This is a genomic window from Mycobacterium sp. 2-64 (genome assembly GCF_035918375.1).
Taxonomy (GTDB): domain Bacteria; phylum Actinomycetota; class Actinomycetes; order Mycobacteriales; family Mycobacteriaceae; genus Mycobacterium; species Mycobacterium intracellulare.
In genome coordinates this window covers 4,663,512-4,689,329 of sequence record NZ_CP142361.1, presented here as the reverse complement: position 1 = coordinate 4,689,329, position 25,818 = coordinate 4,663,512, and the positions used below count along the sequence as shown (strand labels likewise).

Annotated in this window: 22 protein-coding genes; 11 read left to right on the top strand and 11 right to left on the bottom strand. The window is 67.6% G+C overall.

Annotation, left to right across the window (positions count from 1 at the left end):
- The first annotated feature begins 22 nt into the window (after window positions 1–22).
- Window positions 23–1,243, top strand: coding sequence for a sensor histidine kinase (locus QGN31_RS21770; protein WP_014383830.1), 1,221 nt, complete (start codon window positions 23–25; stop codon window positions 1,241–1,243).
- A gap of 133 nt (window positions 1,244–1,376) precedes the next feature.
- On the opposite strand, the gene QGN31_RS21765 is transcribed toward QGN31_RS21770, so the two are convergent.
- Entirely contained in the window at window positions 1,377–2,120 is a 744-nt protein-coding gene (locus QGN31_RS21765) for a class I SAM-dependent methyltransferase (RefSeq protein ID WP_014383831.1), read from the bottom strand.
- A gap of 136 nt (window positions 2,121–2,256) precedes the next feature.
- Between QGN31_RS21765 and QGN31_RS21760 the strand changes: the two genes are divergently transcribed.
- Complete coding sequence (locus QGN31_RS21760) at window positions 2,257–3,012, top strand: CTP synthase C-terminal region-related (seleno)protein (RefSeq protein WP_014710968.1); 756 nt, start codon at window positions 2,257–2,259, stop codon at window positions 3,010–3,012.
- A gap of 72 nt (window positions 3,013–3,084) precedes the next feature.
- On the opposite strand, the gene QGN31_RS21755 is transcribed toward QGN31_RS21760, so the two are convergent.
- Together QGN31_RS21755 and QGN31_RS21750 are read right to left on the bottom strand one after the other, a co-directional pair.
- Window positions 3,085–4,701 carry an FAD-dependent oxidoreductase gene (locus QGN31_RS21755; RefSeq protein ID WP_008253607.1) on the bottom strand — a complete coding sequence of 539 codons (1,617 nt, stop codon included), beginning with the start codon at window positions 4,699–4,701 and terminating at the stop codon, window positions 3,085–3,087.
- A gap of 26 nt (window positions 4,702–4,727) precedes the next feature.
- Complete coding sequence (locus tag QGN31_RS21750; protein ID WP_008253608.1) at window positions 4,728–5,405, bottom strand: IclR family transcriptional regulator; 678 nt, start codon at window positions 5,403–5,405, stop codon at window positions 4,728–4,730.
- A gap of 126 nt (window positions 5,406–5,531) precedes the next feature.
- Between QGN31_RS21750 and QGN31_RS21745 the strand changes: the two genes are divergently transcribed.
- The 8 genes from QGN31_RS21745 to QGN31_RS21710 are packed head-to-tail and all read left to right on the top strand — an operon-like array spanning window position 5,532 to window position 14,689.
- Entirely contained in the window at window positions 5,532–6,395 is an 864-nt protein-coding gene (locus tag QGN31_RS21745; RefSeq protein WP_008253609.1) for an alpha/beta fold hydrolase, read from the top strand.
- Complete coding sequence (locus tag QGN31_RS21740) at window positions 6,395–8,119, top strand: bifunctional 3-(3-hydroxy-phenyl)propionate/3-hydroxycinnamic acid hydroxylase (protein WP_008253610.1); 1,725 nt, start codon at window positions 6,395–6,397, stop codon at window positions 8,117–8,119. The genes QGN31_RS21745 and QGN31_RS21740 overlap by 1 nt, the downstream gene beginning before the upstream one ends.
- Complete coding sequence (locus QGN31_RS21735) at window positions 8,067–8,984, top strand: 3-carboxyethylcatechol 2,3-dioxygenase (protein WP_008253611.1); 918 nt, start codon at window positions 8,067–8,069, stop codon at window positions 8,982–8,984. Before QGN31_RS21740 ends, QGN31_RS21735 begins: the two co-directional genes overlap by 53 nt.
- 8 nt (window positions 8,985–8,992) lie before the next feature.
- Entirely contained in the window at window positions 8,993–10,720 is a 1,728-nt protein-coding gene (locus QGN31_RS21730; RefSeq protein ID WP_014941292.1) for an FAD-binding protein, read from the top strand.
- Between the two features lie 2 nt (window positions 10,721–10,722).
- Window positions 10,723–12,027 carry an LLM class flavin-dependent oxidoreductase gene (locus QGN31_RS21725; protein ID WP_014941293.1) on the top strand — a complete coding sequence of 435 codons (1,305 nt, stop codon included), beginning with the start codon at window positions 10,723–10,725 and terminating at the stop codon, window positions 12,025–12,027.
- A gap of 33 nt (window positions 12,028–12,060) precedes the next feature.
- Window positions 12,061–12,888: a coniferyl-alcohol dehydrogenase gene (locus QGN31_RS21720; RefSeq protein WP_085978331.1), complete on the top strand. Its 828-nt coding sequence runs from the start codon at window positions 12,061–12,063 to the stop codon at window positions 12,886–12,888.
- A complete protein-coding gene (locus tag QGN31_RS21715; RefSeq protein WP_036458223.1) occupies window positions 12,876–13,868 on the top strand; it encodes a cyclase family protein in 993 nt (330 codons plus the stop codon). Before QGN31_RS21720 ends, QGN31_RS21715 begins: the two co-directional genes overlap by 13 nt.
- Window positions 13,868–14,689 carry an alpha/beta fold hydrolase gene (locus QGN31_RS21710; RefSeq protein WP_014941295.1) on the top strand — a complete coding sequence of 274 codons (822 nt, stop codon included), beginning with the start codon at window positions 13,868–13,870 and terminating at the stop codon, window positions 14,687–14,689. The genes QGN31_RS21715 and QGN31_RS21710 overlap by 1 nt, the downstream gene beginning before the upstream one ends.
- A gap of 4 nt (window positions 14,690–14,693) precedes the next feature.
- Here the strand turns inward: QGN31_RS21710 and QGN31_RS21705 are convergent, their stop codons facing one another.
- The 4 genes from QGN31_RS21705 to QGN31_RS21690 form a co-directional block, all read right to left on the bottom strand.
- Complete coding sequence (locus QGN31_RS21705) at window positions 14,694–16,235, bottom strand: multicopper oxidase family protein (protein ID WP_233425328.1); 1,542 nt, start codon at window positions 16,233–16,235, stop codon at window positions 14,694–14,696.
- Between the two features lie 152 nt (window positions 16,236–16,387).
- Window positions 16,388–17,110, bottom strand: a complete 723-nt coding sequence (locus QGN31_RS21700; protein WP_008253618.1) for an SDR family NAD(P)-dependent oxidoreductase — start codon at window positions 17,108–17,110, stop codon at window positions 16,388–16,390.
- A gap of 20 nt (window positions 17,111–17,130) precedes the next feature.
- Window positions 17,131–17,898 carry an SDR family oxidoreductase gene (locus QGN31_RS21695; protein ID WP_026071471.1) on the bottom strand — a complete coding sequence of 256 codons (768 nt, stop codon included), beginning with the start codon at window positions 17,896–17,898 and terminating at the stop codon, window positions 17,131–17,133.
- An 85-nt stretch (window positions 17,899–17,983) separates the two neighbouring features.
- Window positions 17,984–20,743, bottom strand: coding sequence for a helix-turn-helix transcriptional regulator (locus tag QGN31_RS21690; protein WP_014383839.1), 2,760 nt, complete (start codon window positions 20,741–20,743; stop codon window positions 17,984–17,986).
- A gap of 201 nt (window positions 20,744–20,944) precedes the next feature.
- Between QGN31_RS21690 and QGN31_RS21685 the strand changes: the two genes are divergently transcribed.
- Complete coding sequence (locus tag QGN31_RS21685; protein ID WP_014379153.1) at window positions 20,945–21,754, top strand: SDR family NAD(P)-dependent oxidoreductase; 810 nt, start codon at window positions 20,945–20,947, stop codon at window positions 21,752–21,754.
- On the opposite strand, the gene QGN31_RS21680 is transcribed toward QGN31_RS21685, so the two are convergent.
- Genes QGN31_RS21680 through QGN31_RS21665 form a run of 4 tightly spaced genes read right to left on the bottom strand, consistent with a single transcriptional unit; the run spans window position 21,726 to window position 25,714 of the window.
- A complete protein-coding gene (locus QGN31_RS21680) occupies window positions 21,726–22,568 on the bottom strand; it encodes a glycosyltransferase family 2 protein (RefSeq protein WP_014379154.1) in 843 nt (280 codons plus the stop codon). The genes QGN31_RS21685 and QGN31_RS21680 overlap by 29 nt on opposite strands.
- The gene (locus QGN31_RS21675; RefSeq protein ID WP_036458256.1) at window positions 22,568–23,449 is read right to left on the bottom strand and encodes a glycosyltransferase; all 882 of its coding nucleotides are present in this window, start codon (window positions 23,447–23,449) and stop codon (window positions 22,568–22,570) included. The genes QGN31_RS21680 and QGN31_RS21675 overlap by 1 nt, the downstream gene beginning before the upstream one ends.
- Window positions 23,433–24,671, bottom strand: a complete 1,239-nt coding sequence (locus tag QGN31_RS21670; RefSeq protein WP_041784799.1) for a glycosyltransferase — start codon at window positions 24,669–24,671, stop codon at window positions 23,433–23,435. The genes QGN31_RS21675 and QGN31_RS21670 overlap by 17 nt, the downstream gene beginning before the upstream one ends.
- Window positions 24,668–25,714, bottom strand: a complete 1,047-nt coding sequence (locus QGN31_RS21665; protein ID WP_009952199.1) for a glycosyltransferase — start codon at window positions 25,712–25,714, stop codon at window positions 24,668–24,670. The genes QGN31_RS21670 and QGN31_RS21665 overlap by 4 nt, the downstream gene beginning before the upstream one ends.
- Window positions 25,715–25,818 lie beyond the last annotated feature (104 nt).

Below are 25,818 nucleotides of genomic sequence, written 5' to 3'. Positions count from 1 at the left end.
CCTTGATGAGTACGGTGATCGGGTGGCAGGGGCCGGTGACGCGGAACTGGAACGGGTGCGCACGATTCATCAATTGCGCTCGTATCGAATCGGCTCGGTGCTTCGGATCGGTGTCGTGGGACTGATGGTCGCGGCCATGATCATCGGCACCGACCGGCACGAGTGGCCGCAAGAAACCGTGCTGATCGTCCTGTACGCGTGCGTCGCGGCCTGCGCCGCGGCGTTGGCCTTCGCGCCTTTCCGGCGATGGATCGGGATGGGCCGATTGGTAGCGATCGGGCGACTGGAGCCGTTCGCGTTCACCGTCATCGACATCGTCGCGCTGACGGTCTTTCAGCTGCTGTCCACCGACGGGGTCTACCCGCTGCTGATCATGGCCATGTTGCCGGTCCTGCTGGGGCTCGATGTCTCTTCGCGCCGCGCGGCGGTGGTGCTCATCTTCTCCATGCTCGGGTTCGCGATCGCCGTGCTGCAAGATCCGGTGATGACGAGCGCGGTCCGATTGCCGGAGGCGGGATTTCGGTTCCTGCTCTATGCGTTCCTGTGCTGCGCGGCCTTCCTGGTGGTGCGGATCGAGGAGCGGCATACGCGCTCGGTGGCCGGGCTGAGCGCCTTACGGGAGGAACTGCTTGCCCAGACGATGACCGCCTCGGACGAGGCGGCGCGCCGGATCTCGGAGTTCATTCACGACGGACCGCTGCAAGACATCCTGGCGGTGCGCCAAGAGCTGGACGAACTGGATACCGCATTCCCGGGCGATGAGCGCATCGTGCGGGCATCGGCCGGACTGCAGCAGGCCTCGGAACGGTTGCGGCAGGCCACGTTTGAGCTCCATCCGGCGGTTCTCGAGCAGGTCGGGCTCGGCGCCGCGGTCCAGCAGCTTGCGGAGTTCACCGCCGAGCGTTCGGGCATCGAGATCGCCACGGACATCGACTATTCGGCGCGCAATGCCATCGATCCCGTGGTGTTCGCGATGGTGCGTGAGTTGCTGTCCAACGTCGTGCGACATTCCGCGGCGCGCAACGCGTCGGTCAGGCTCGGGATCACCGATGGGACCTGCGTTTTGCATGTGGTCGACGACGGCGTCGGGTTCAGCCCCGAGACCGTCACGCATCGCCTGGGGGAGGGGCACATCGGCCTGGCGTCACACCGCGCCAGGGTGGAGGCCGCCGGGGGAGCAACGGTCTTTTTCGATGTCCCGGTGGGCACGCACGTCTGCGTCGAAGTGCCGCTGAAGGACTGACGGCGCTCGCGCCATCCGGTGGACCCGCTTCGTCGGTCACACCAGTCACGCGGGCACCAGTCTGGTTGGCATGAAATCTGTTTGGCTTGCGCTATCGCCGCCGCTAGCACCGCCGAGGCTCTCCTATTGATCCTTAGCCGCAATCGCTGATGAGCAGGCGGTAGCCGGCGTCGAGCTGTTGTTGTTCAAGGAGTTCCGCGTGTCGTCGTTGCCATCGTCTCGAGCGCAGGTCGGCCGCGAGCCGGCCCAGCCCGTCGGCCAAGGCGCCTTCATCGGCGTAGGCCAGCATCGAGATGCCGGCGCGGACGGTGGCGTCGAGGTAGGCCTCGGGCCGGCGCCAAAAGGCGGCGCCGAATCCGTCGGTGCAGTCATGCGGTATCGGTACGGTGTGCACCTGCGCGCCGCCCAGCAGCTCCACCAGTCGTTCAATCGGTACGTGCAGCGCCTTATTGATGCGAGCGGCGTCGGGCAGATACTCACGCAGCAACCAGAAGTCGTCGATCACTGCTTGATCCCAGGTGAATATCACGATTCGGTGGCGGCTGACCCGGCGCAGCTCGGCGATCCCGGCGGAGAGATCGCCCCAATGATGCACGGTCAACAACGCCATTGCGGCGTCAACGCACTTGTCCCGCAGGGGCAATGCCTCCGCCACGGCCTGGACACACTGCGCCGAGCCGGGAGGGCGCTGGGCGATCATCACCATGCTGGGCTCGATCGCGGCGACGGTCTGGCCCGGCTCGTATGAACCGGTTCCCGCCCCGACGTTGACGACGGTGCCCATCGTGGCGAGCGCGTCGCGCACCTGCGAAGCGATCCGCGGGTCGGGCCGGCGGGTGCTGCGATAGGTAGCACCGATCCGGTCGTAGGCCACCATCAGCTCAGAATGACGCAGGTCGGACCAATTGTGCCAGCATCACTGTGAGTTACGTTTCGAATCTCGTACCAAAAAGGATTGGTGTGTAGCGAGGCAAGCTGCCACGCTGGGAGGGCCTTCGAACGAAAGAGCCCCAATGACCGAGCCGTTAAGCATTACGGTGGTTGGCGACTTCGACAGTTCCTATGGTCCTCATATCGCGACCAACAGGGCGATAAGCCACTCAGCGACATTGCTGGGTCTGCACGCCTCGATTACATGGCTGGCAACCGAATCGCTGGAAGCCGACCTCCGGCCGATCGTTGCCGCCGATGCGCTGTGGTGTGCTCCCGGTAGTCCATACCGCAGTTTGCGCGGAGCCCTTGCTGCTTTACGTTTTGGGCGCGAAAACCATGTGCCAACGTTGGGTACCTGTGGCGGATACCAGCACATCGTTCTTGAATTTGCCCGCAATGTCCTCGGCTTCAAAGATGCGGAGCACGCCGAATACGATCCGTACGGATCGGTGTTGTTCATCTCTTCATTGACGTGTTCCCTGGCGGGCCGAACCATGCCGGTCAACCTCCAGCCTGGATCACTGGCTGCGCAGTGCTATGGGAAGCGACGGATTTATGAAAATTACTATTGCAACTTCGGATTGAATGAAACCTATCGACCAGCGCTGGAAGCAGCCGGATTGCGCGTCACCGGAGTCGACGACCACGAGGAAGCTCGCGTCCTGGAGTTAGCGGACCACCCGTACTACATCGCCACGTTGTTCGTTCCGCAGAGTCGCTCCACCGTCGAGGAACCTCATCCGCTCGTGACACAACTGTTGTCCGCGGCCGCCCGTAAACGCGCCGCGCAGCATGGTCAGCGACGAGCTGGGCTACGACGAGCGATCCCCCAGTAACGCCGAGCGTGGGGCTTGTGAACGAACCCGCGGCGGCTTTCGTACCTAGAGCCCACTTTCGGCGCCAAAACGCTATTTAAGGTCGACGGACTTTCCGGTCGCGGCCGCGTGACCCGCACGGTAGCCGAAAACCATTGCCGGACTCAGTGTTCCGCCCGCGCCCCCGTAGGCTCGCCCGGTCACTCCGCCCATCGCGTTGCCGGCGGCGAAAAGCCCCGGTATCGGCTCGCCACCGACGTGCAGGACGCGGGCGTCGTGATCGGTGCGCGGGCCACCCTTGGTGCCCATCGCACCGATGCTCACCGGCACCGCGTAGTACGGGGCGGTGTCGATCGGTCCCAGCGTCTTGCCGGCCTGCGTCGTCGCGCTGTCGTCACCCCAGTAGCCGTCGTAGGCGCTGGAACCACGCCCGAAGTCGGGGTCTTCCCCGTCGGCCACGTGACGGTTCCAGCTCTCGACGGTGCGAGCCAATCCACCGGGGTCGATGCCGGTCTTGGCGGCCAACTCGGCCAGGTCCGCCGACTCGCAGAACCAATCCGGGACGGGCTGTCCCGGCTCCACACCAAGAAATCCGTAGCGCTGCAGATGAACCGAGTCGAACACCATCCATCCGCGATCGTTGACGTACCCGCCGCGAGGATCCAGATAATGGAACGCGCCGGCCATCGAGTTGTAGTCGCACGCTTCGTTGACGAAGCGCTGCCCCGCGGAATTGACGATGATGCTGCGCGGTCGCGTTCTTTCCAGACGCACGCTGCGGCTGCGTGGCTTGCCTTCGATGGTGTCGCCCGGGATCTGGACGATCGGCACCCACCACGCCTCGCCCATGTTGGCCAGGTCGGCCCCGTGGGCCATGGCCATGCGCAGCCCGTCGCCGGTGTTGTTGGGTGGAGAGACCGCGCCGTGCATGGGGCCGCGCAGAAAGGCTTGTGTCAGAGCCGGATCCCACTCGAAGCCGCCGGTGCCCAGGATGACCCCGCGTCGCGCGCGAACTCTGATCGTCCGTTCCGGCAGGGCGACGCGCACCCCGGTCACCTCTGAACCGTCGGCAATGAGTTCCTCGGCCCGCGCATTGGTATGGGGGGTCACCCCGGCATCCAGCAGGCCCTTCAGCAGACCCGCGATCAGCGCCGTGCCGGCGACACACAGGTGGCCGGTCCGTTCGTCGATCGCCGCGTGCAGGCGTGCCCTGGTCTCGGCATCGAAACCCACGTTGGACCAGTCGGCCGGGAAAGACGTGATCCGCGTTGCCCATTCGCCCAGCTGCGCGAGATCGAACGGGGCCGCGCTCAGCGATCGGCCGCCCGTCGGTTGTCCGCCCGGCAACTCCGGCCGATAGTCGGGGAAGCCGGTCGCGATCTCGAACTGCAGGCCGCTGTGCGCCTCGATGAAGTCGAGCATCGCCGGACCCGTGCGCACGAACGTCTCGACCAGCTCGTCGTCCATCGAGCCGAGCGACTGGGCGCGCAGGTATTGCAACGCGTCGGCGGGCGTCAATTCGCCGTCGGGAGAACGGTTATGGGCGGGGATCCACACGATGCCGCCCGACACGGCGGTGGTCCCGCCGACCGTCGCGGCCTTTTCGTAAACCTCCACCGACGCGCCCGCCACGACCGCGGTCAGTGCGGCGGTGAGCCCCGCGCCGCCACTGCCGAGCACGACGACGTCGATCTCGTGGTCCCATGACATGGACTGCTATCCCTTCAGCTCAACGGCTAGCTCAGTAGCTCCGACAACTCCTTGGCGGCTTTGACGACCGCGTCTTTCCCGCGCATCACCACGTCTTCTCGGTGCGAGATGAGGTTGATGCACGTCGGTGGGGACGGCGCCGGGCGGCGCACCCCCACGGCCAGCCCGTAGGTATTCGGTTCGATCTCGCCGTAGGTCGTCACCCATCCGCGCTCGCGCGCCCGCGCCACCAGCTCCCGCTCGCCCGGGCGCGGTGGCATGCACGCGAGCAAGGCGATCCCGGCGGCGCCGCGGTCGAGCGGGTACCGACTGCCCTCGTGAAAGGAGAGCTGGTAGGCGACGTGGCTGGGCACGATGACCGCGATCGCCACCTGCTGGTCGCCCTCGGCGATGAGCAACGACACCGTCGTGCCGAGGTCGTCGGCCAGCGCGCGCAACGTCGGCAGACTCAGCTGGCGCACGTTGCGGTCGAACGACGCGCCCAGCACGGCGAGACCGGCCGCGGGGCGGTAACGCCCGTCCTCACCTTTGGCCACCAGCCGAAACTCCGCCAGCGTCGTCAGCAACCGGTAGGCGATCGTGCGGTGCACCCCGACCTGATCGGCGAGCTGCTGCACGGTGAGCCCGGCGGGGGAATCGGCCACCATCTGCAGGGCGGTGAGGCCCCTGGCCAGGGTTTGCGACCCGGTACCGGAACCAGTCACAGCCTTGACAGACCTTCCAGCGAGAGCGAAGCTCTATATATAACGCACATTAGTGTGCGATATTAGCACACGAAGTACGTCGAAAACGAGAACGAGATTTCCCCGATCTGGAGGTCGGACAGGACCGTGGCGGAGTTCGAGAGCATCTGGAGCGATCTCCAGGGCGTCGCGTTTGAGCAGGGCTACCTCGACGCCGGAGGAATACGGACCCGCTACCTGCGGGCCGGGGACCCCGGCAAGCCGGTGCTGATTCTGCTGCACGGATCCGGCGGTCACGCCGAGGCCTACGTGCGCAACCTGGCCGCCCATGCGGATCATTTCTGGACCTGGTCGATCGACATGCTGGGTCACGGCTACACCGACAAGCCGGGCCACCCACTGGAGGTCCACCACTACGTCGAGCACCTGATGGCCGTGCTGCGCACCATCGGTGTCGATCGGGCGTGCATCAGCGGCGAATCCCTGGGCGGCTGGGTGGCCGCGCGCGCCGCCGTCGACCACCCCGACGTGGTCGACCGCCTGGTGCTCAACACCGCTGGCGGCTCGCAGGCCGACCCCGCCGTGATGCAGCGGATCATCACCCTGTCCATGGCGGCCGCCGAGGACCCCACCTGGGAAACGGTGCAGGCGCGGATCAAATGGTTGATGGCCGACAAGTCCCAGGACTACGACGACCTGGTCGCCAGCCGCCAACGCGTCTATCGCCAACCGGGATTCGTCTCCGCCATGCGCGACATCATGGCGTTGCAGGATCCCGAGATTCGGGCACGCAACATCCTCGGTCCGGCCGAGTACGGCTCGATCATCGCCCCGACGCTGGTGCTGTGGACCAGCGACGACCCTACCGCCGACGTCAGCGAAGGCCGGCGCATCGCGTCGATGATCCCCGGCGCGCGCTTCGAGGTGATGCCCGGATGCGGTCACTGGCCGCAGTACGAGGACGCCAAGACCTTCAACCGCCTGCATCTCGATTTCCTGCTGGGTCGCTGATGGCGACTCCGGGGCAAGAGACACCTGACACCGAGACCGACGTCCTCGTCGTCGGGGCGGGCCCGGTCGGGCTGACTCTGGCCAACATCCTTGGCCTGCAAGGGATCCGCGCGGTGGTGGTCGAAGAGCGGGACACCCTCATCGACTACCCGCGCGGGGTCGGTCTCGACGACGAGGCGCTGCGCACCTTCCAGTCGATCGGCCTTGCCGACCGGGTGCTGCCGCACACGGTGCCCAACCAGATCCTGCGCTTCATGGACGCCAAGCGCCGCGTGCTTGCCGAAATGGCCCCGCCCGACGCGCGTTTCGGTTGGCCGAAGCGAAATGGGTTCGTGCAACCGCTCGTCGATGCCGAGCTGCTGGCCGGCCTGGACCGATTCGACCACGTCCAGGTCCGGTGGGGCAGCCCGATGGCGGGCTGCCGGGAAGACGCCGACGGGGTCACCGTCGAGCTCGGCGGCGGCGTCGAGAACAACGGCGACACAACGAGACTGCGGGCACGGTACGTCGTCGGGTGCGACGGCGGTCGCAGCATGACCCGCCGCGTGATGGGGGTGTCGTTCGACGGGACGACGTCCTCGACGCGGTGGCTGGTGGTCGACATCGCCAACGACCCGCTCGGGCACCCCAACAGCGAGGTCGGCGCCGACCCCGAGCGCCCGTACGCCTCGATCTCGATCGCCCACGGTATTCGCCGCTTCGAGTTCATGATTCACGCCGACGAGACCGACGAACAGGCGGAAGACCCGGCCTTCCTGCAACAGATGCTGGCCCGGATGGTGCCCCACCCCGACCGGGTCGACGTGATCCGGCGCCGCGTCTACACGCACCACTCGCGGATCGCCGGCGCTTTCCGCCGGGGCCGGCTGCTGCTGGCCGGCGACGCCGCGCACTTGATGCCGGTGTGGCAGGGGCAGGGCTACAACAGCGGGATTCGCGACGCCGCCAACCTGGGCTGGAAGCTCGCGGCGGTGGTGAGCGGCCGCGCTGACGACAAGCTGCTGGACACCTACGACGTGGAGCGCCGCAAGCATGCGCGCGCGATGATCGACCTGTCCACCATGGTGGGCCGCGTGATCTCGCCGACCAACCGACGGGTGGCCGGCGCGCGCGACCTGCTCGTGCGGTCGGCGTCAATCGTGCCGTCGCTCAAGCGATATGTGCTGGAAATGCGGTTCAAGCCCATGCCGCGCTACGAGCACGGCGCCGTCGTGCACGCCGAGTCTGGCCGCAGTGATTCGCCGGTCGGGACGCTGTTCATCCAGCCGCGAGTCGACACCCGAGACCGGCAGGACGTGCTGCTCGACGACGTGCTGGGCACCTGGTTCGCGGTGCTGTGCTGGAACAACAACCCCCGCACACTCCTCGGCGAAGCCGCCTTCGCAAGCTGGAAAGCGCTGGGCGCGCGCTTCTTTGCGCTGCGGCCGGTGACGCAGTTGCACTGGACCGGGCACGATGACCCCGACGTCGTGATCGTCGGCGATCGGCGTGGTGACCTCAAAGCGTGGTTCGACACCCATTCCGATTCGGTGTTGTTCCTGCGCCCCGACCGATGCATCGCGGGCGCCTGCATCGCTCAGCGCACTCCCGACCTGAGCGCCGCGCTCCTTGACGCGCTGACCCTGACGCCGCAAGGGGGTGATTTGCAAAGTGGCACTGGCTCTGTGCTGTATGTCGCACAGCCCGCTCCTGAGTCTTCCGGGGCCGTCGCGGGACCTGCTTGACGACATCGAGGGCGCGATCGCCGAGGCGCGAGGATTTGTCGAGGATTTCGATCCCGAACTCGTCGTCACCTTTTCGCCGGATCACTACAACGGGTTCTTCTACAAGGTGATGCCGCCGTTCTGTATTGGCATGAGCGCCACCGGAGTCGGGGACTACGGCACCCACGCCGGCCCACTGGACGTGCCGGAGGACCTCGCCGGCGACTGCGCACGGGCCATCCTCGACGCGGGTGTCGACATCGCGGTGTCGGCCAGCATGGACGTGGATCACGGCACGGTCCAGCCGCTCGAAAAGCTGTTCGGCGACGCCATCTCGCGTCCCGTGATCCCGATCTTCGTCAACGCGATCGGGGTGCCGCTGGGCCCGATGCACCGTTGCCGAGCGCTCGGCGCCGCCGTCGGTGGCTATCTCGCCACCCTGGACAAGCGCGTCCTGGTGCTGGGCTCGGGTGGGCTCTCCCACAGTCCGCCCGTGCCGACGCTGGCCACCGCGGGCCCACCCGTGCTGGAGCGCATCGTGCACGGGCGACCGATGACCTCCGAGCAGCGCCAGGCACGGCAGGCGGCCGTCGTCGATGCGGCCAAGAGCTTCGCCGCCGGCGACAGTGACCTGCAACCCCTCAACCCGGCGTGGGACCACCGATTCCTGGAGATCATCGACGGCGGATGGCTCAGCGAACTGGATCAGTGGTCGAACGCGTTCGTGGCCCATGAGGGCGGCAGCTCCGCGCAGGAAATCCGCACCTGGGTAGCGGCTTTCGCGGCGCTGGAGGCCGCGGGACCCTACGAAACCACGGGACGCTTTTACAAGCCCGCCCCCGAGCTGATCGCCGGTTTCGCCATCAGAACGGCACTTCCGAAATGACGGACGCAGTGGACGATTTCGATCACGTTGTCGACGTACTCATCGTCGGGTCGGGCGGGGGAGGCATGACGGCGGCCCTGACCGCCGAGGCCTCCGGACTCGACACCCTGGTGGTCGAAAAGTCCTCGCACTTCGGGGGTTCGACCGCGTTGTCCGGCGGCGGCATCTGGGTTCCGGGCGCGCCCGCCCAGCGCCGGGAGGGCTACGCGCCCGAGCCCGAGGGCGTGGTGGGGTATCTCAAGCTGATCACCGACGGCCTGGTCAGCGAGGCGCGCATTCGCCAATACGTCGAGACGGCACCGCAGATGCTCCAATTCCTGGAGCGGCTGTCCGGCTGGTTCGAATTCGTCTGGAAGCCCGGGTATGCCGACTACTACCCCGAGCTCCCGGGCGGCTCCGAACTCGGCAGCACCATCAACGTGCCGCCGATCGACCTGCGCAAGCTGGGCGACGACGAGCAGCGGCTGCTCCAGCCGCTGGCGCTGGCGCCCAGAGGAATCTGGTTGGGCCCCAAGGAGTTGCGCACCTTTTACAGGATCCGCCAATCCTGGGCCGGCAAAGCCGTGTTGCTCAAGCTGATCGCGAGGATGGTGAGGGCCAGGGTGTTCGGCGAGCGGATGGCCGCGATCGGGCAGTCACTGGCGGCCCGGCTCCGGCTGGCGCTGAGGGAACGCGGCATCCCCCTGTGGCTGGACTCCCCGATGGTCGAGCTGCTCATCGACGCCGACGGAGCGGTGACCGGCGCGGTGGTGGAAACCGGCGGCAAGTCAAAGCGGATCGGCGCGCGGCTGGGTGTGATCCTGGCGTCGGGTGGGTTCGACCACGACCTCGGCTGGCGCAAGGAGCTGCTGCCCGAGGTGGACCGGGACTGGAGCTTCGGCAACCCGGCGGCGATGGGCGACGGTATCCGCGCGGCGCAAAAGGTCGGCGCCGCCACGGACCTGCTCGACGAAGCCTGGTGGTTCCCTGCGATCCAATGGCCGGACGGCCGCATGCAATTCATGCTCAACGAACGGATGATGCCCGCGCAGTTCATCGTCAACGGCGCCGGCAAACGGTTCATCAACGAAGCGGCCCCGTACATGGATTTCGGCCACGCCATGATCGAGGGCCAGAGATCCGGCGTCACCCACATCCCGTGCTGGCTCATCACCGACCACCGGTCGTTCAACCGCTACGTCGTCGGCGGACACCTACCGATACCGAAGATCCCATTCGCCCCCGTACCGACCGGGCGCAAGATTCCTCCGGCCTGGCTGGAATCGGGTGTGGTGAAGCAGGCCATGACGTGGGAAGAAATGGCGGCCAAGATCGGCGTGCCCGCGGTCCAGCTCGCCGAAACCGCCGGGCGCTTCAACGAACTCGCACGCAACGGCCACGACGACGACTTCAACCGCGGCGACAGCGTGTACGACAACTACTACGGCGATCACACGTTGCCCAACCCGAACTTGCATCCGCTGGGCGATCCGCCGTACTACGCGTTCCGGATCGTACTCGGGGACCTAGGGACTTCCGGCGGCCTGCGCACCGACGAGCACGCCCGCGTCCTGCGGGCCGATGACAGCGTGGTGCCCGGGCTCTACGCGGTGGGCAACACCTCCGCGCCGGTGATGGGCCGCAGCTATGCCGGCGCCGGCGCGACCATCGGCCCCGCGATGACCTTCGGCTATGTCGCGGCGAAACACGTTGCGGCACAAGCAGCCAATCGAGCCGTTAATACTCATAGGAGGTAGCAATGAAAATCTCGCTGTTCTACGAATTCGCCCTGCCGCGGCCGTGGGCGCCCGACGACGAGCACATCATGATGCAGGACTGCCTCGACGAGGTCGAGGCCGCCGACAAGGCGGGCTTCTCCACCGTGTGGCTGACCGAGCACCACTTCCTCGAGGAGTACTGCCACTCGACGGCGCCGGAGATCTTCTTGGCCGCGGCCAGCCAGCGCACCAGGAACATTCGCCTCGGCTTCGGCATCATGCACCTGCCGCCCGTGGTCAACCACCCCGCCCGGGTCGCCGAACGCATCGCCACCCTCGACCTGCTCTCCAACGGCCGCGTCGAGTTCGGCACCGGGGAATCGTCGTCGGTCGGCGAACTCGGAGGATTCAACATCGACCCCGCCGACAAGCGCGCTCAGTGGGAGGAGGCCCTCGAGGTCTCGATCCGCTGCATGATCGAGGAGCCGTTCACCGGTTTTAACGGCGAGCACGTCCAGATGCCGGCCCGCAACGTCGTCCCCAAGCCGCTGCAAAAGCCGCATCCGCCGGTCTGGGTCGCTTGCACACGCCCCGCCAGCGTGCAGATGGCGGCCCAAAAGGCGATCGGCGCTTTGAGTTTCGCCTACACCGGCCCCGGCCCGCTGACCGAGCGGGTCAACGGCTACTACAAAGAATTCGAAGAGAACGGCGTCCCCGTGACCCCGCACATCAATCCGAACATCCTCGCCATCGGCGGCGACCTCTCGATGATGGTGGCCAAGACCGACGAGCAGGCGTTGCGGCGGCTCGGGCAGGGCGGCGGGTTCTTCTCGTTCGGCATCATGCACTACTACATGACCGGGGCGCACACGCCCGGGCGGACCGGAGTGTGGCAGCGGTATCTCGAAGAGGTCGAAAAGGATCCGACGCTGGCTTACGGCCCGGGCCGGGGGGCGATCGGGTCGCCCGCCACGGTGCGCGAATTCCTGCGCGGCTACGAAGAAAGCGGCGTGGACGAGATCATCCTGCTGCTCAACCCGCGCAGCCACGAGGGCACCATGGAATCCATCGAGCTGATGGGCAAAGAGGTGCTCCCCGAGTTCATCGAACGCGACGCGAAAGCCGTGGCGGAAAAAGCGAAACGGCTCGATCCTGTCATCGAAAAGGTGGAGGCGCGCCGGCCGAAACCGACCGCACCGCAGTTCGATGAGGATTACTCGTTTGGTGGACTGCCCACCGGCCGCGGCGGTAAGTTCACCGCCAGCGAGATCCCCGAAGCCATGGCGGAGATCAACGAAGGCCGGGTGCAGGCGGCGCAGCGGGCGAAGGACCAGCAGAAGAAGTAGAGCCTGAGCAATACCAAGATGTCGGGGCGAGCCTTGGGAGCAATCGACGAGCTGTGGCGCTACGACGGCCGCCGGGCGGTGGTGACCGGATGCGCCTCGGGCATCGGGGAATACGTGGTGCGTCAGCTCACCGATCTGGGGGCCGACGTCGTCGGGCTGGATAAGCGCCGGCCCGACTTCGGGATCGGCGGTTTCCACGAGATCGACCTGGCCGATCCCGCGTCGATCGATCGCGCGGTGGCATCCATCGACGGGCCGGTCGACGCGCTGTTCAACATCGCCGGGGTCTCCTCGGGTGTGGGCAACCCGCCGTTGATCGTCACGATCAACTTCTTGGGGTTACGCCATCTCACCGAGGCGCTCATCCCGAAGATGACCGCGGGATCGTCCATCGTCAGCGTGTCCTCGCTCGCGGCGGCCGCCTATCGTGAGCACCTGCGCGAGGTGGCGCCGTTGCTCGACACGGCGACCATGCAGGAGGGGATCGACTGGTGCGATCGACATCGCGAAGCGCTGGGCAACGGCTACCAACTGTCCAAGGAAGCCATCATCCTGTACACCATGCGCAGCGCCACGCCGCTGGGCGGCAGGGGGATCCGTATCAACTGCACCGGGCCGGGGGTCACCGAGACACCGATCCTGGACCAGCTTCGTACGGCATACGGGCAGGGCTTCCTCGACGACATCCCCAAGCCGCTGGGACGCGTGTCCGAACCGGCGGAGCAGGCGGCGGTGCTGCTCTTCCTGAATAGCCGTGCGGCCAGTTATATTTCGGGTCAGGTTGTGTGGGTAGACGGCGGAAACGTGGGCGCCGCGATAGCTCGTGAACTCGAGGAAGGGCGTGCTTCGTGGCCAGTGTGACCGACTTTCGCCGGGCTGCGCGCGATGTCAGCAACTGGGGCCGCTGGGGTGACGATGACGAGCTTGGCACGCTGAACTTCATCACCGAGGAAAAGATCGCCCAGGCCGCAAGCCTGGTCCGGCGCGGCAGGGTCTTTCCTCTCGGGGTGGACTTCGGTGCGTCGGGCCCGCAGGGCGCCTTCGAATATCGGCACAACCCGGTCCATATCATGACCATCGATGGCGGAGACGCGAAGACGCTTGCCCGGTACGGACCGGGGTGGGCGAGCAACCCAATAGCCCAACAGCTCAGCAGTTACCTGGGTGATGACAATCCGTTCCGCTTCAACGACGACCTGATCATCATGCCGCTACAGGCGGCAAGTCAGTGGGACGCGCTGTCGCACGTCTACTACGACGAGCAGCTCTACAACGGCTTCCGAGCGGATTCGGTGACCAGCATGGGCGCCGTGCATTGCGGAATCGACAAGGTCGACGGCAAGGGCATTACTTCGCGAGGCGTGCTGCTGGATATGGTCCGCCACCGGAATGCGGAAGTCTTTCTCGAGCAGGGGAATCCGATCACACCCGAAGAATTAGACGATGCCGCTCGCGCGCAGGGCGTGCGGATCGAACGCGGTGACATCGTGCTGATCCGGACCGGCTGGTGGACGAGGTTCGCGCAGACCGGGGACAAGACCGAACCCTTCTCCGGACTGGACTGGAGTTGCGCCTCGTGGCTGCACGACCACGAGGCCGCCGCGGTCGCGGCCGACAACCTCCAGGTCGAGGACCTGGTCTCGGGAGTAGAGGGCGTGTTCCTGCCCCTGCATCTGCTCTGCCTGCGCGACATGGGAATGATGTTCGGCGAGTACTGGGATCTCACCGCGCTGGCCGAGGACTGCGCAGCCGATGGCGTCTACGAATTCCAGCTCATCGCCCCGCCGCTGAGAGTCGTTGGGGCAGTGGGATCGCCGGTCAACCCGATCGCGATCAAATGATGGACGTTCAGCGCAAAACCTTGTCGGTGGACGGCCTTTCCACCGGTTACCTGGAAGCCGGCGAGGGCGAGCCGGTGGTGCTCCTGCACGGCGGTGAGTTCGGCGCGAGTGCCGAACTCGGTTGGGAACGCAACATTTCCGCGCTCGCCGCACGCTACCGGGTGCTGGCCCCGGACATGCTGGGGTACGGAAGTTCGGCCAAGGTGATCGACTTCGTCGACGGGCGCGGCATGCGGATCCGGCACGTCGCCCGGTTTTGCGAATTGCTCGGCGTCGGCTCGGCGCACTTCGTCGGCAATTCGATGGGCGCCATCAACCTGCTCACCGACAGCACGTCGGAGACGCCGCTGCTGCCGGTCCGGAGCCTGGTGATCATCTGCGGCGGCGGCGAAATCCAGCAGAACCAGCATTTCGAGGCGCTGCAGAACTATGACGCCACGTTGCCGGCCATGCGCCGCATCGTCGAAGCCCTGTTTTCCGACCCCGCCTATGCCGACGACGAGGACTACGTGCGGCGCCGTCACGAGTCGAGCACCGCGCCGGGGGCATGGGAGGCCATCGCCGCGGCCAGGTTCCGCCGCCCCGGCGCCACGCCGTCCTCCGCCCCGTCCAGCGCGCGGGCCTACGAACGCATCGGCGTGCCAACGCTTGTCGTCGAGGGCGGCGACGACAAGCTCCTGCCCAGCGGCTGGGCGGCCCAGATCGCCAAGCAGATCGACGGAGCCCGTTCGGTGGTGGTCGACGACGCCGGGCACTGCCCGCAGATCGAGCAATCGTCGGTGGTCAACCGGTTGCTGACCGAATTCTTGGGCAGCCTCTGAATCGTCAGAAGACGTAGTCCAGGCGCGTCTCCATCCCGGCGACCTGGTGATAGGTGTTGTGGCAGTGCATCAGCCACGTGCCGGGGTTATCGGCAACGAGAACGGCGGCGAGCTTCTGTTTGGGCAGCACGATGACGGTGTCCTTGCGGGCGCCCGGGCTGCCGTCGGGCTTGATCACCTGGAACGTGTGCCCGTGCAGGTGAATCGGGTGATACATCGTCGTGGTGTTGTCGAAGGTGATGGTGGGCCGCTGGCCCTGTTGCACGCGCAGCGGGCTCGTCTTGCCGAAGGGCTGCCCGTTGATCGTCCAGTTGTACTGCATCATGTTGCCGCCCAGCACGACCGGGAGATTGAGGTTCGGGTCGGGGCGCCCAAGGTTGACCGGTGTTGTGGCGGTGAACATTTCGACGGTGCCCACGCGCTTGGTGAGTTCGCCGGGCTGCAGTTGCGGGTCGGGCGCGCTGCCCGCCCCCGTGGTCAGCAATGCCCGCGCCAGGCCGTTTTTGCCCTCCGCGACGGCGACCAGTGGGAAGACACCGTCCGCGGCGGTCACCAGGACGTCGTAGCGTTCGGCCATGCCGATGAGCAGGGCGTCGACCGCAGCGGGCACCACGGGGTAGCCGTCGGTGTGGGTCACCGTCATCGAATGGCCGGCCAGCGCGACCCGGAAGGTGGTGTCGGAGGCGGCGTTGATGAAGCGGATCCGTATCCGCTGGCCAGCCTTCGCGTTGAACGTCATGGGGGAGGCGGGAATTCGGCCGTTGATCAGGTAGTGGGGGTAGGTGATGTCTCCGGCGCCGCCACCGAGGAGGTCGCTGCTGCCGGCACTTCCCGCCGTGGGCCCGGGCCCGCCGGGCGCCGGGCTCGTCGAAGTCGTCGGGCTGGTCTCGCTCGTACTCGCTTCGCTCGCCGGCGTGGTGGTCGGGGTCGTCTCGGATGTGGCGGGCATGGGCGACTTGTTCGGGTTGCTCAGATCGCCGTAGAGCTGCTGGGGGCTCTTGCCGACGCCGTCGGTCCAATCGTCGAGGACGACAATCCATTCGGCGTCGTAGTTGCCCTCGGTCGGGTCGTCGACGATGACCGGCAGGTACAGCCCGGTGTCCTCGTCCAGGCCGGTGTGCGGATGTGCCCAGTAGGTGCCCGAGTTGGGCACGGAGAACCGGTAAGTGAAGTCGTGGCCGGCCGCGATGTTGGGCGTGGCGGGCTCGGCGCCGTCCATGTCGTTGCGCACGGCGATACCGTGCCAATGCACCGACGTCGGATGATCGAGCCGGTTTTTCACCGTCACCACGACTTGGTCACCGATGCTGGCGCGGAGCACCGGACCGGGGATGGAATCGCCGAAGGCCAGCGTGCGGACGACCGGTCCGCCCAGGTCGATCTGCACCTGCTGGGACGTCAGGGTGGCGGTGACGGTCCGGCCGCTGTGCGGCCGGGCGGCCTCGGCCGCATCGACGGCGGCGGCCATCCTGGCACTGCCCGACGGCTCGGGTTTGGTTTGGCTGCACGCCGTCAGCGCCAACCCGCCGGCGATGCCCGCGGCCATGAAACCGCGCCTGGTGAGCCGGGTTCGGTCGAAGGTTACGTCGCTGGTGGGTTGCCCGGGCAATGAATGCTCCTCGTCGTTGCGCAACTACCCACCGTAGAGCGAACGCCGGCGAAAAGTCCGCAACAACTCGACGTTGACCGCCGCGGCGGTCAAACCGCGGCGCCGCCGCCGTCGACGTGCAGGGTCGAGCCGGTGATGAAGCTGGAGCGAGGGGAGCTCAGGAAGAGCACCGCTTCGGCGATCTCGGACGGGAAGGCGGTGCGCCCCAGTGGCAGGGCCCGCCCGAGCTCCTCGTTGACGTCGCCCCATTCCGCCGCCACCCCGGGGGTGCGGGTGGGCCCCGGCGCCACGCTGTTCACCCGCACCCCGGCCCCTCCGAATTCGGCGGCCCAGGTGCGGGTGAGCGATTCCACCGCGGCCTTGGAGGCGCTGTAGCCCGACGCACCGGGAATTCCCTTGAAGGCGGCCATGGTCGTGATGTTGACGATGCTGCCGCGGCCGCGGTTGAGCATTCCCGGGACCAGGCCGGCAACCAGAAAGTACGCGCCGCGCACGTTGGTGTCGAACATCGTCTCGAACGCCGACATCCCCTGCTCCACCGTCAATGCCGACGGAAAGCTGCCGGCGTTGTTGACGATGATGTCGACCTCACCGCACTGCTGCACAAGCGAATTCACCGAATCGATATCGGCCATGTCGGTCTGGATGAACCGTGCCTTCGGGCCGATGACCTCCACCGCGTGCGCTCCCCTGGCCGGATCGCGGCCCGAGACGATGACGGTGGCGCCTTCGCTGGCGAACAGCCGAGCCGATTCCAGTCCAATGCCCGCCGTCCCGCCGGTGATCACCGCGGTGTGGTCCATCAGCTCCATCGGACCGCCTCCTCCAGCCGTTACTCGGCGTTGCTGGGCGCCTGCGAGGCCAGCCAGTCGCCGAACCGGGTGGGGTAGATGGTCACTTCTTCGCCCTCGACGGGAACGATCATGCGCTCGTCGAGGACCGCGCCGTAATACTGCGCATCCGGGTCGGTCACCACGCGGCGGGCATCGCCGGTCGCGGCGAACCGGGTCCGGATGAAGTCGTCCATGCCCTGCTTTTCGGGTCCGGCGATGTTGATCACCCCGTTGACCGGCTCACCGATCGCGGCGCGGGCGACGGCCGTGGCCACATCCGCGGCGGCGATCGGCTGGAACGCCCCATGCGGCGCCCGGACCGTGTCACCCTCGGTCATCGAATCCGCAATGCCCGCAACGAATTCGAAGAACTGAGTGGCCCGCACGATGGTGTAGGGGGCTCCGGATTCCACGATCACCTTTTCCTGAGCGATCTTGGCCCGCATGTAGCCGCTTGCGGCCGCGCGGTCGGCTCCCACGATCGAGAGCGCGACGTGGTGCTGCACGCCCGCGGCCCGCTCCGCCTCGAGGAGGTTGCGGGTGGAGGTGGTGAAGAAGTTCAGCACGTCGTCATCTGCCCACGACGGCGAGTTGGAGACGTCCACCACCGCCTGGACACCGGCGACGGCCTCGGCGACCCCCTCACCGGTCACGGTGTTGACGCCCGTGCTCGGTGACGCCGGGACGGCTTCGTGTCCCTGCTCGGTGAGCAGGGTGACAACCTGTGATCCGATCAACCCACTGCCACCGATTACCAAAACCTTCATGACCACGCCTTTCACGCTTCCCGACGAACTGGCCTCTTCAGCATGGCCCGCGCGCCGGTCCGGGGGAACCCTGGAAAGTCCGTAGTCATGCCGAACTCAGGGGGCCGAACTCCTTGGCCAAGCCGCGCAGTTGCCGGCGGGAGGTGATGCCGAGCTTGGCGAACACCTTGCGCAGGTGCCATTCGACGGTGTGGCTGCTGATGAACAACTGCGCGGCGATCTCGGGGTTGGTCAGGCCCTCACCGGCCAGCCGGGCGATCTGGGCCTCCTGCGCCGTCAGCTCGCCGCCGGAGGCGTTTCCCGTTTTCCCGGACCGCTTGTTCACTTTCTCGCCGGTGGCCAGCAGCTCGCGGTGGGCTCGCGCGGCGAACGCGTCGGCACCCATCCGGGTGAACATCTCGTGGGCGGTACCCAACTGGGAGCGCGCGTCGATCCGGCGGTTGCAACGGCGCAGCCACTCCCCGTAGGACAGGTGCGCGCGGGCCAGCTGGACGGCGATGCGCGTCCGCGCGAGCTTGTCGATCGCCTCGAGGTGGCAGGCCTCCGCGTCGCGGTCGGAGGCCAGCAGCGCCTTGGACCGAAGGTAAACGCCGTCGGCCCAATCTGTTCGGGCGCTGAGCGCCCGGACTTCCAGTTGGCGCAGGGCGTCGCGGGCCGCGTCCTTTTGGCCGCTTCGCGCGGCGGCTTCGACGAGTTCGATCAGGCACCATCCGAACAGGCCCAGGTCCTCGTATTCGCATGCCCTGCGGGCCGCCGCGAAGGCGTCGTCATAGCGGCACAGGCCGTTGTAGAGGACGGCGCCGCAATACCCGGTCAATCCGACGACTCGCCCTTCGCCCCTTGCCATCCCGTCCGCGGCGGCCTGCTCGATCAGGGCGGTCGCGACGTCCTCGTTGCCGCGCCACGCGGCCAACAGGACCGAGTGGTATTTGACCGGGACATAACCGGTGGCGGCCGAGATCGCCTTGGCCTCCTCGATGAGTTGAGACGCCGTCGCGAATTCGCCCGCCTGCACGTGCACTCCGGCGCGGTAGACCAGGGCGTGCGGTAACACGGCGAGTGCGCCCGCGCCGCGCGCGAGCCGAACGGCGTGGGTGGCCAGACGGTGCCATACCTCGTCGTCCCACAGCTCGTGGACGGCGGATTCCTGGACGACGGGGAAGGCTTGCCAGAACCAGTGCAGCACATCGTCGCCCCGCTCGGCTTCGTCCTGGATGCGGGCTAGCGCGTCGCGCAGCGCCGTCACGCTCGGGACTTGCCCGGCCGTGGCCCGCAACGCGATGCCGTCCAGCAGAAGGTCGACCGGACGCGCGGGTTGCGGTCCGGGCGGCGCGGCGCGGGCCGCTTCGGCGACCAGGTGAATGCCGCCGTGCGGGCAGAGCCGGCCGCCGAACATCGCCGCCCCCAAGGCTTCTAGGTACGTTTCGCGGGAATGCGCGTCGTCAAGTCTCTCCAGCCCGCGGGCGGCATCGAGCAAACCGATGGCGGCGTCGGAGACCGTTGGCGCGTCGGCGGCACCGCTGCGGCTTCGGGCGAAGACGATCTGCGCGCGCAACCGGGCGGCACGGGCCTGCTGCAACTCATCCAGCGACGCGCCCTCGGCGACCGTGATCAGCTCGTCCGCCGCGTCGAAGGCTGCCGCGTCGCGTTTGGCCTGAGCGGCCGCGAGCGCCCGCGTTCCCCGGCGGGACGGCTCGGCGCTCAATTGGGTCGCCCGTTCCAAGAAGGCGGCCGCGGCGGCGACGCCGCCCCGGGCCTGGGCGCGGTCGGCGGAGCGCTCCAGCGCGGCGGCAACGGATTCGTCCGGGCCGTGGGCCGCGATGGCCAGATGCCATGCGCGGCGGTCGGGATCACTTCGCCTGTCGGTCGCCTCGGCCAGCGCGCGATGGATCCGTCGGCGCTCGATCAGGTCCGCCGTGCGGTATGCGGCCGAGCGCACCAGGGGATGCCGGAACCGCACCCGGGTCCCCACGTCGATCAACCCGGCCGCTTCCGCATCGGCCGCCGCGTCCGGCGGAAGGCCCAAATGCTCGGCGGCGCGCAGCAATAGCGCGGCGTCGCCCACCGGTTCCGCGGCGGCGGTCGTCAACAGGCGCTGGGTGTGGTCGGGAAGCGAGCGGATCCGCCGCAGGAATGTCTGCTCGATCTGTCCCGTCAGCGGTCGCACGTCCGGGCGCTGGAAGCCGCCCGCCAGCTCCGCGCCGGTCAGGCCCCGGGGCAGCTCCAGCAGAGCCAACGGATTGCCCCGCGTTTCCGCCACGATGCGATCGCGCACCTGGTCGTCCAGCCGGCCGAGGATGACCGAATCCAGCAACGCGCGGGCGTCGCCCGGTTCGAGCCCGCCGAGCGTCAATTCGGGCAGCCCGCTCAGCTCATCGGTGTCCAACGCCACGGCACCGTCGCGCATCGCGAAGACCATCGCCGCCGGCTCGGCGATCAGGCGGCGGGCGACAAACGCCAACGTCTGGGCCGAGATACGGTCAATCCACTGCGCATCGTCGACCAGGACGATCAAGGGCTGCGATTCCGTCGCCGCGCCGATCAAACTGAGCACCGCCAACCCGACCAGGAAGCGCTCCGGTGCCCGTCCGGCGCTTCGCCCGAAGGCGATCTCCAGGGCGTCGCGTTGCGGAGCCGGTAAGCGGTCGGAGAATTCGAGCAGCGGCACGCAGAGTTGCTGCAGCGCGGCGAACGGGAGCTCCATCTCGGACTCCACGCCCGCCACCCGCGCCACGCGAAATCCCGAAGCACGCTCGGAAACGAAGTCCAACAATGCGGTCTTGCCGATGCCCGCTTCCCCCCGCAACACCAGGACCCGGCTTTGGCCGGCGCGGGCGTCCGACACCAGGCGTTCGAGCGCCGCGCATTCCGCGCTCCGGCCGCGCAAAGGTTGCGCCTGCTGAACTTTCACCCACACCGCCGCGTCCGAAGGATTTGCTGTACGACCTTACCGATGGCGCGCGTCGCCGGGGCGACGAGCACCCGGCCCGCGCAGTCTTAAATCAACTGCTTGACTTAACGCTGAGGGCCCCGATTAACTCGTCAGGTGGTTAACGAACTTGATGGCAAGGTCGCCATCGTCACCGGCGGCGCGTCCGGCATTGGCCGGGGCCTCGTGGAGCGGTTTGTGGCCGAGGGCGCACGCGTCGTCATCGCCGACGTCGAGACCGACCGGGGCAAGGCGCTGGCGGCATCGCTGGGCGACAATGCGCTCTTCCAGCCGACGGATGTCTCCGACCTCGAGCAGGTCGGCGCGCTGGTCTCCGCTGCCGTCGCGAAGTTCGGCGGCCTGCACGTGATGGTCAACAACGCCGGAATCTCGAGCCCCCTGCGGAAGTTGCTCGACGACGACCTGACCGATTTCCACAGGGTGATGGGGGTCAACGTGCTGGGCGTCATGGCGGGCACCCGAGATGCCGCGCGGCACATGGCCGAACATGGCGGCGGATCCATTATCAACATCACCTCGATCGGCGGGATCCAGGCCGGCGGCGGCGTGATGATCTACCGCGCGTCCAAGGCGGCGGTCATCCAGTTCACCAAGTCCGCCGCAATCGAGTTGGCGTATCACGAGATTCGGGTCAACGCCATCGCGCCGGGCAGCATCCCCACGCCGATCTTGGGGAAGTCGGCGGCCGGCATGGACCCCGAACAGCTCGAGCGGTTCGAGGCGCGGATTCGCCAGGGGATGCGCGATGACCGCCCGCTGAAGCGCGACGGCACGCCCGATGACGTCGCCGAGGCCGCGCTGTATTTCGCCACCGACCGGTCGCGATACGTCACCGGGACCGTGCTGCCCGTCGACGGCGGAACGGTGGCGGGCAAGGTCATTCGGCCCAAGAAGGGTGGGGGATAGGGCGGGGACGCCCGTCGGCGTCGCGACGGATCAGGCCTTGGTCCGCGAAGGAGGACAGCCAGCCCTCCATCGGCCACCAACCCCAACGCCCATAGAAGATCTCGGCGTTGCGCAGTATGTCCTCGAGGTGGTCGACGGGGGGATCGGCGACCGCATGGTGCTGGTGGAATGCGTGGGCCCCGCCGACCCAGCGCATCGGAACTTGGCGTGCCGCCGCGCATTGCGCGAAGTCCGTGTCCTCTCCGCCGTAGCCGCGGTACCGCTCGCAGAATCCCCCGATCCGCTGCCACGTAGGGACTTTCACCGCGAAAGACAGCGACCAGAACAGCGCATAGTCCGTCGTGGACAGGACAGCGCCGTCCCGCGGCGCGGGCCGAGCACGATGCGGATCGGGATTCGACCGCACCTCGGAGATCACGTAGCCGCCCGGCCCGGGTGGTGGCAGATACGTGACCGGGCCGTTCAGGATCGCGTCCGCGTGCTCGGATCTGCCTGCGACCCCGTGGTAGCGGTCGAGCAACTCCGCGCCGGGAATGCAATCGACGTCGAGAAAAACCAAGAGCTCGGCGGCATTTCGTATCGCCGCGGCGGCTCCCACGTTGCGTCCCATCGCCACCGGCAGCGGGCGGGCGGCCTCGCACTCAACCACCAGCGCCGGCGCCTTCAGCTCGCTTACCAGGGCGGCGACGGTGGGGTCACCGAGCGCGACCACGATGTGCAGGTCCGGCCGCAGTGTGCTGGTGGCGAGGCCTTCGAGCTGCCGCCGCAGGTGGGCGCCCCTGCCGTGCACGATGGTGATGACGGCGGTGCGCACTACGTGCCTTGCCTGCAACGGCGGGCCGTCGACTCGATGGCTTCGGCGGCACGGTCGGCCGCCCCATCCACTTCCCACCGTCGCCACCGTCGCGGGTCGGTCGCCGCGGTGGCGGTCAGCAGCGCCGGCCACGCCCGTGGGTCGGGCATGCCGTGCGCGACCACCGCAAGCTGATGGCGCTTGAGCATCCGGGCCGTCGCGTGTTGCTCATCGAAGGGCCGCGGCTGCGGGAGGACCAACGCGGGGCGCCTCGCCGCGGCGACATCAGCAATACAGCTCTGACCCGCGTGGGTGACGACGACATCCGCCCCGCGGATCTCGGGCCACGGATCATCTCTCCACGCACCGACCTTGCCGCCGAGCGTCGTCCATGACCGGACCGAATCCGCTGCGGCACAATCCTGTAGCGAGGTTCCGAAGGCGTCGCCGGCCCCGCCCAATACGACGACGCGCGTCTCCTTCAACGGTCGTGCCGATGACTCGGGCTCGTCGCCGCGACGGTCACGGCCCTCGAAGCGGCTGATGCCACCGACGTAGCTGGTCTTGTCCTCCCATTGCCGCAGCCATGACGGCACACACAACGCGCGCGGCCAGGCCGCCACGATGTGATCGGCGAGGCGATGCACCAGCACATGCGGGGCGTCCACGCGGGTGCCGGGCAACGCCACGACGATCACCGGTACGCCGAGCAACCGGATGAACAGCGCCACTTCCACCGATACGTCGACAACGACGGCCTCGGGCCGCGCGTCGGACACCCACTCCGCGATCTGATTCATTCGGGCGCTCAGCCCGGCGTCGTGGTGGGGCGCCCAGTGCAGCGCGCCGTGTGCGGTGGCCTCGCGTGGCCGCGGTCCCTCGTCGTCACACGGTAGCCTCATGACCGCCGAAAACGGCTGGGGCTCCGGCACATCCAGCGATGTCATGGCGGTCACCGGGCGGCGCATCCGTGCGCAGACGCTCATGGCCCGAGCCAGATGCCCGAACCCGTGGTGGTGAATGTAGTACCCGATCATGTTGCCTGCCCGCGAAGTCGTCGATCATTTCTCGGTACACATTGGTGTAGGCGGTCACCATCGCTTCGGCCGAACACTGGCGAATGGCGTGCTCGCGCACCCGCTTTCGCGGTAGCGCGAGCACCGTGCCTATGGCGTCCGCCATGGCGGCGACGTCACCGGCGACGATGAGTCGCCCCGACGCCGCGCTGATGAGTTCGGGGATGCCACCGAGGGCGAACGCAACGACGGGGGTGCCGCACGACATCGCTTCGGCGACGACAAGCCCGTACGGCTCGTCCCAGCTCGGGGTGACAAGCGCCGCTGCGGCGTGGCTGACCACGTGGGCCAGACGCCGGTGGTCCAGATGGCCCGCATACCGGATGTCGCCCCGAAGGTGGGGCTCGACGTGGCGAACAAAGTACTGCTGGTCGGAGATCGGACCGGCGAGGACCAGCGGTCGGCGCGCCCGTTGGGCCGCGGCGATCGCCAGATGGGGTGCCTTTTCCGGTGTGATCCGACCAAACCACACCAGGGACGGCCCACCCGGGCCGAGGGGCCACTGGCCCGTATGGATGCCGTTGGGAACCACGGTGATATCTCCGGTGAGGCTTCGCCACGCCGCAGCGGTGTGCCGGGAGACCGCCGCAAAGCGGGTGCCCTTCCCGGTGGCGGCACCGATCGCCGACTCGAGCCAGGGCGTCGGCGGCGTGTGCACCGTGGTGAGCATCGGAGTGGACAACGCCGAGGCCATCGCCACCGGAAGGTAATGCAGGCTGTGGTTGTGGATGACGTCGAACTGTTGGCTCCCGGGCCCCGCCAGCCACAACATCAACGACAGGTACGCGTGGTGATCGGCCATGAAATCTGCCGGCGGCATCGACACGTCGTGGCGCGCCGCCTCCGACAGATCCAACGGGCGCACGTCGAGCGTCTGACAGTTCAAACCGGGATCCGAACCCGCCGCGGCGAACAGCGACACCCGATAGCCGCGGGATGCGAGCGCGCCGGTCAGGTGGCAGACGTGCGCTTCGAGCCCCCCGGCGAACGGTTGCCGGATCGGATGGCGGGTCGAGGCGATCAGCGCCACGCGCAGTGGCTCCGTCATCGCAGGACGCTCGCGTAGATGGCACGATGCGCCGCGGCGAGCTCTCGCCTTTCGGCGAGCCGCGCCACCCAGTCGGCCCGGGGGGCGGGGCAGCCGGCGGCCCAACGCGCGTGTGCCCGGTGGATCGCACCGCACAGCGACACGGGATCGAAGCCCCGGTCGCCGAAACCGAAAACGCCGCACGGGCGTTGCTGGCGATAGAAGCCGCAGCTGGGGGCCACCACGGCGGTTCCGAGATCGTAGCTCGCCTCGAGCCAGCCCGAATGGGTGCCGAACCGGTAGGGCAGTACGGAAACCGTCAGCGAAGCGAGGTAGTCCCAGAATTCGTCGTCCGAGAAGTACGGGTGCACCCGGACCTGCACATGCTCGTGGGAGTCGTAGGCCAGCAGTGCCGCGCCGGTCGACGGTGCGAACCAGTGATTGTCGGGATCGAAGATCTCGTCGTGGACGTCGACCTGCAGGATCGCGTCGGGCAGGGACGACACGATCGCCGCGAGCGCGTCCACGACGGGCAACGGGTCCATGTTGGCGCGCAGACTTTTGGCGTGCAGGCCGACGACGAATCGCTCGCCGCGGCCGCGGGGCCTCTCGATCCACTCCTTTTCGAGCACGTGCGGGTGCGGCAATACGCGGGCCCGCCGCCGCCAGTTTCGCCAAATCAGCTGTGCGGCACCGGGTGTCAGCGTAATCAGCTCGTCGGCGGCGGAAATCAGGACGTCCTGCTGCGCGGCGTGGGCCTCGGGTTCCGGGTGATGTGGATTGCGCAGATCGTGCACCGTGTACACCAGCGGCTTGTTGTGCTCCTTGAGCTCCTGGACGACTCCGGCCAAATCCTCCGGAGTGATGGCGTCGAACCCGAAGTGGATGTGGAACACGTCGAATCGTGAGTGGTTGTCGCTGACCCAGCCCGGCTCCAACATCAGCGGCGGCCACCAGCCTCCCGGCACGGTGCGGCCATCCGCCGGCGCCGGATCATCCAGGCGCACAACGCAATCCGAGTGCGGATTGCCGAGGTGACGGACGTAGACGTGCGACGCCGGCACCGAAGCTACGCGCAACAAACTCAAGGCCCCTTCTCAAAATCTGTAGGGGCAGCCGCGCGTCCTGGCGGCACCGTCCCGTCTGTCGAGAAGCAGAACCGTCCCTG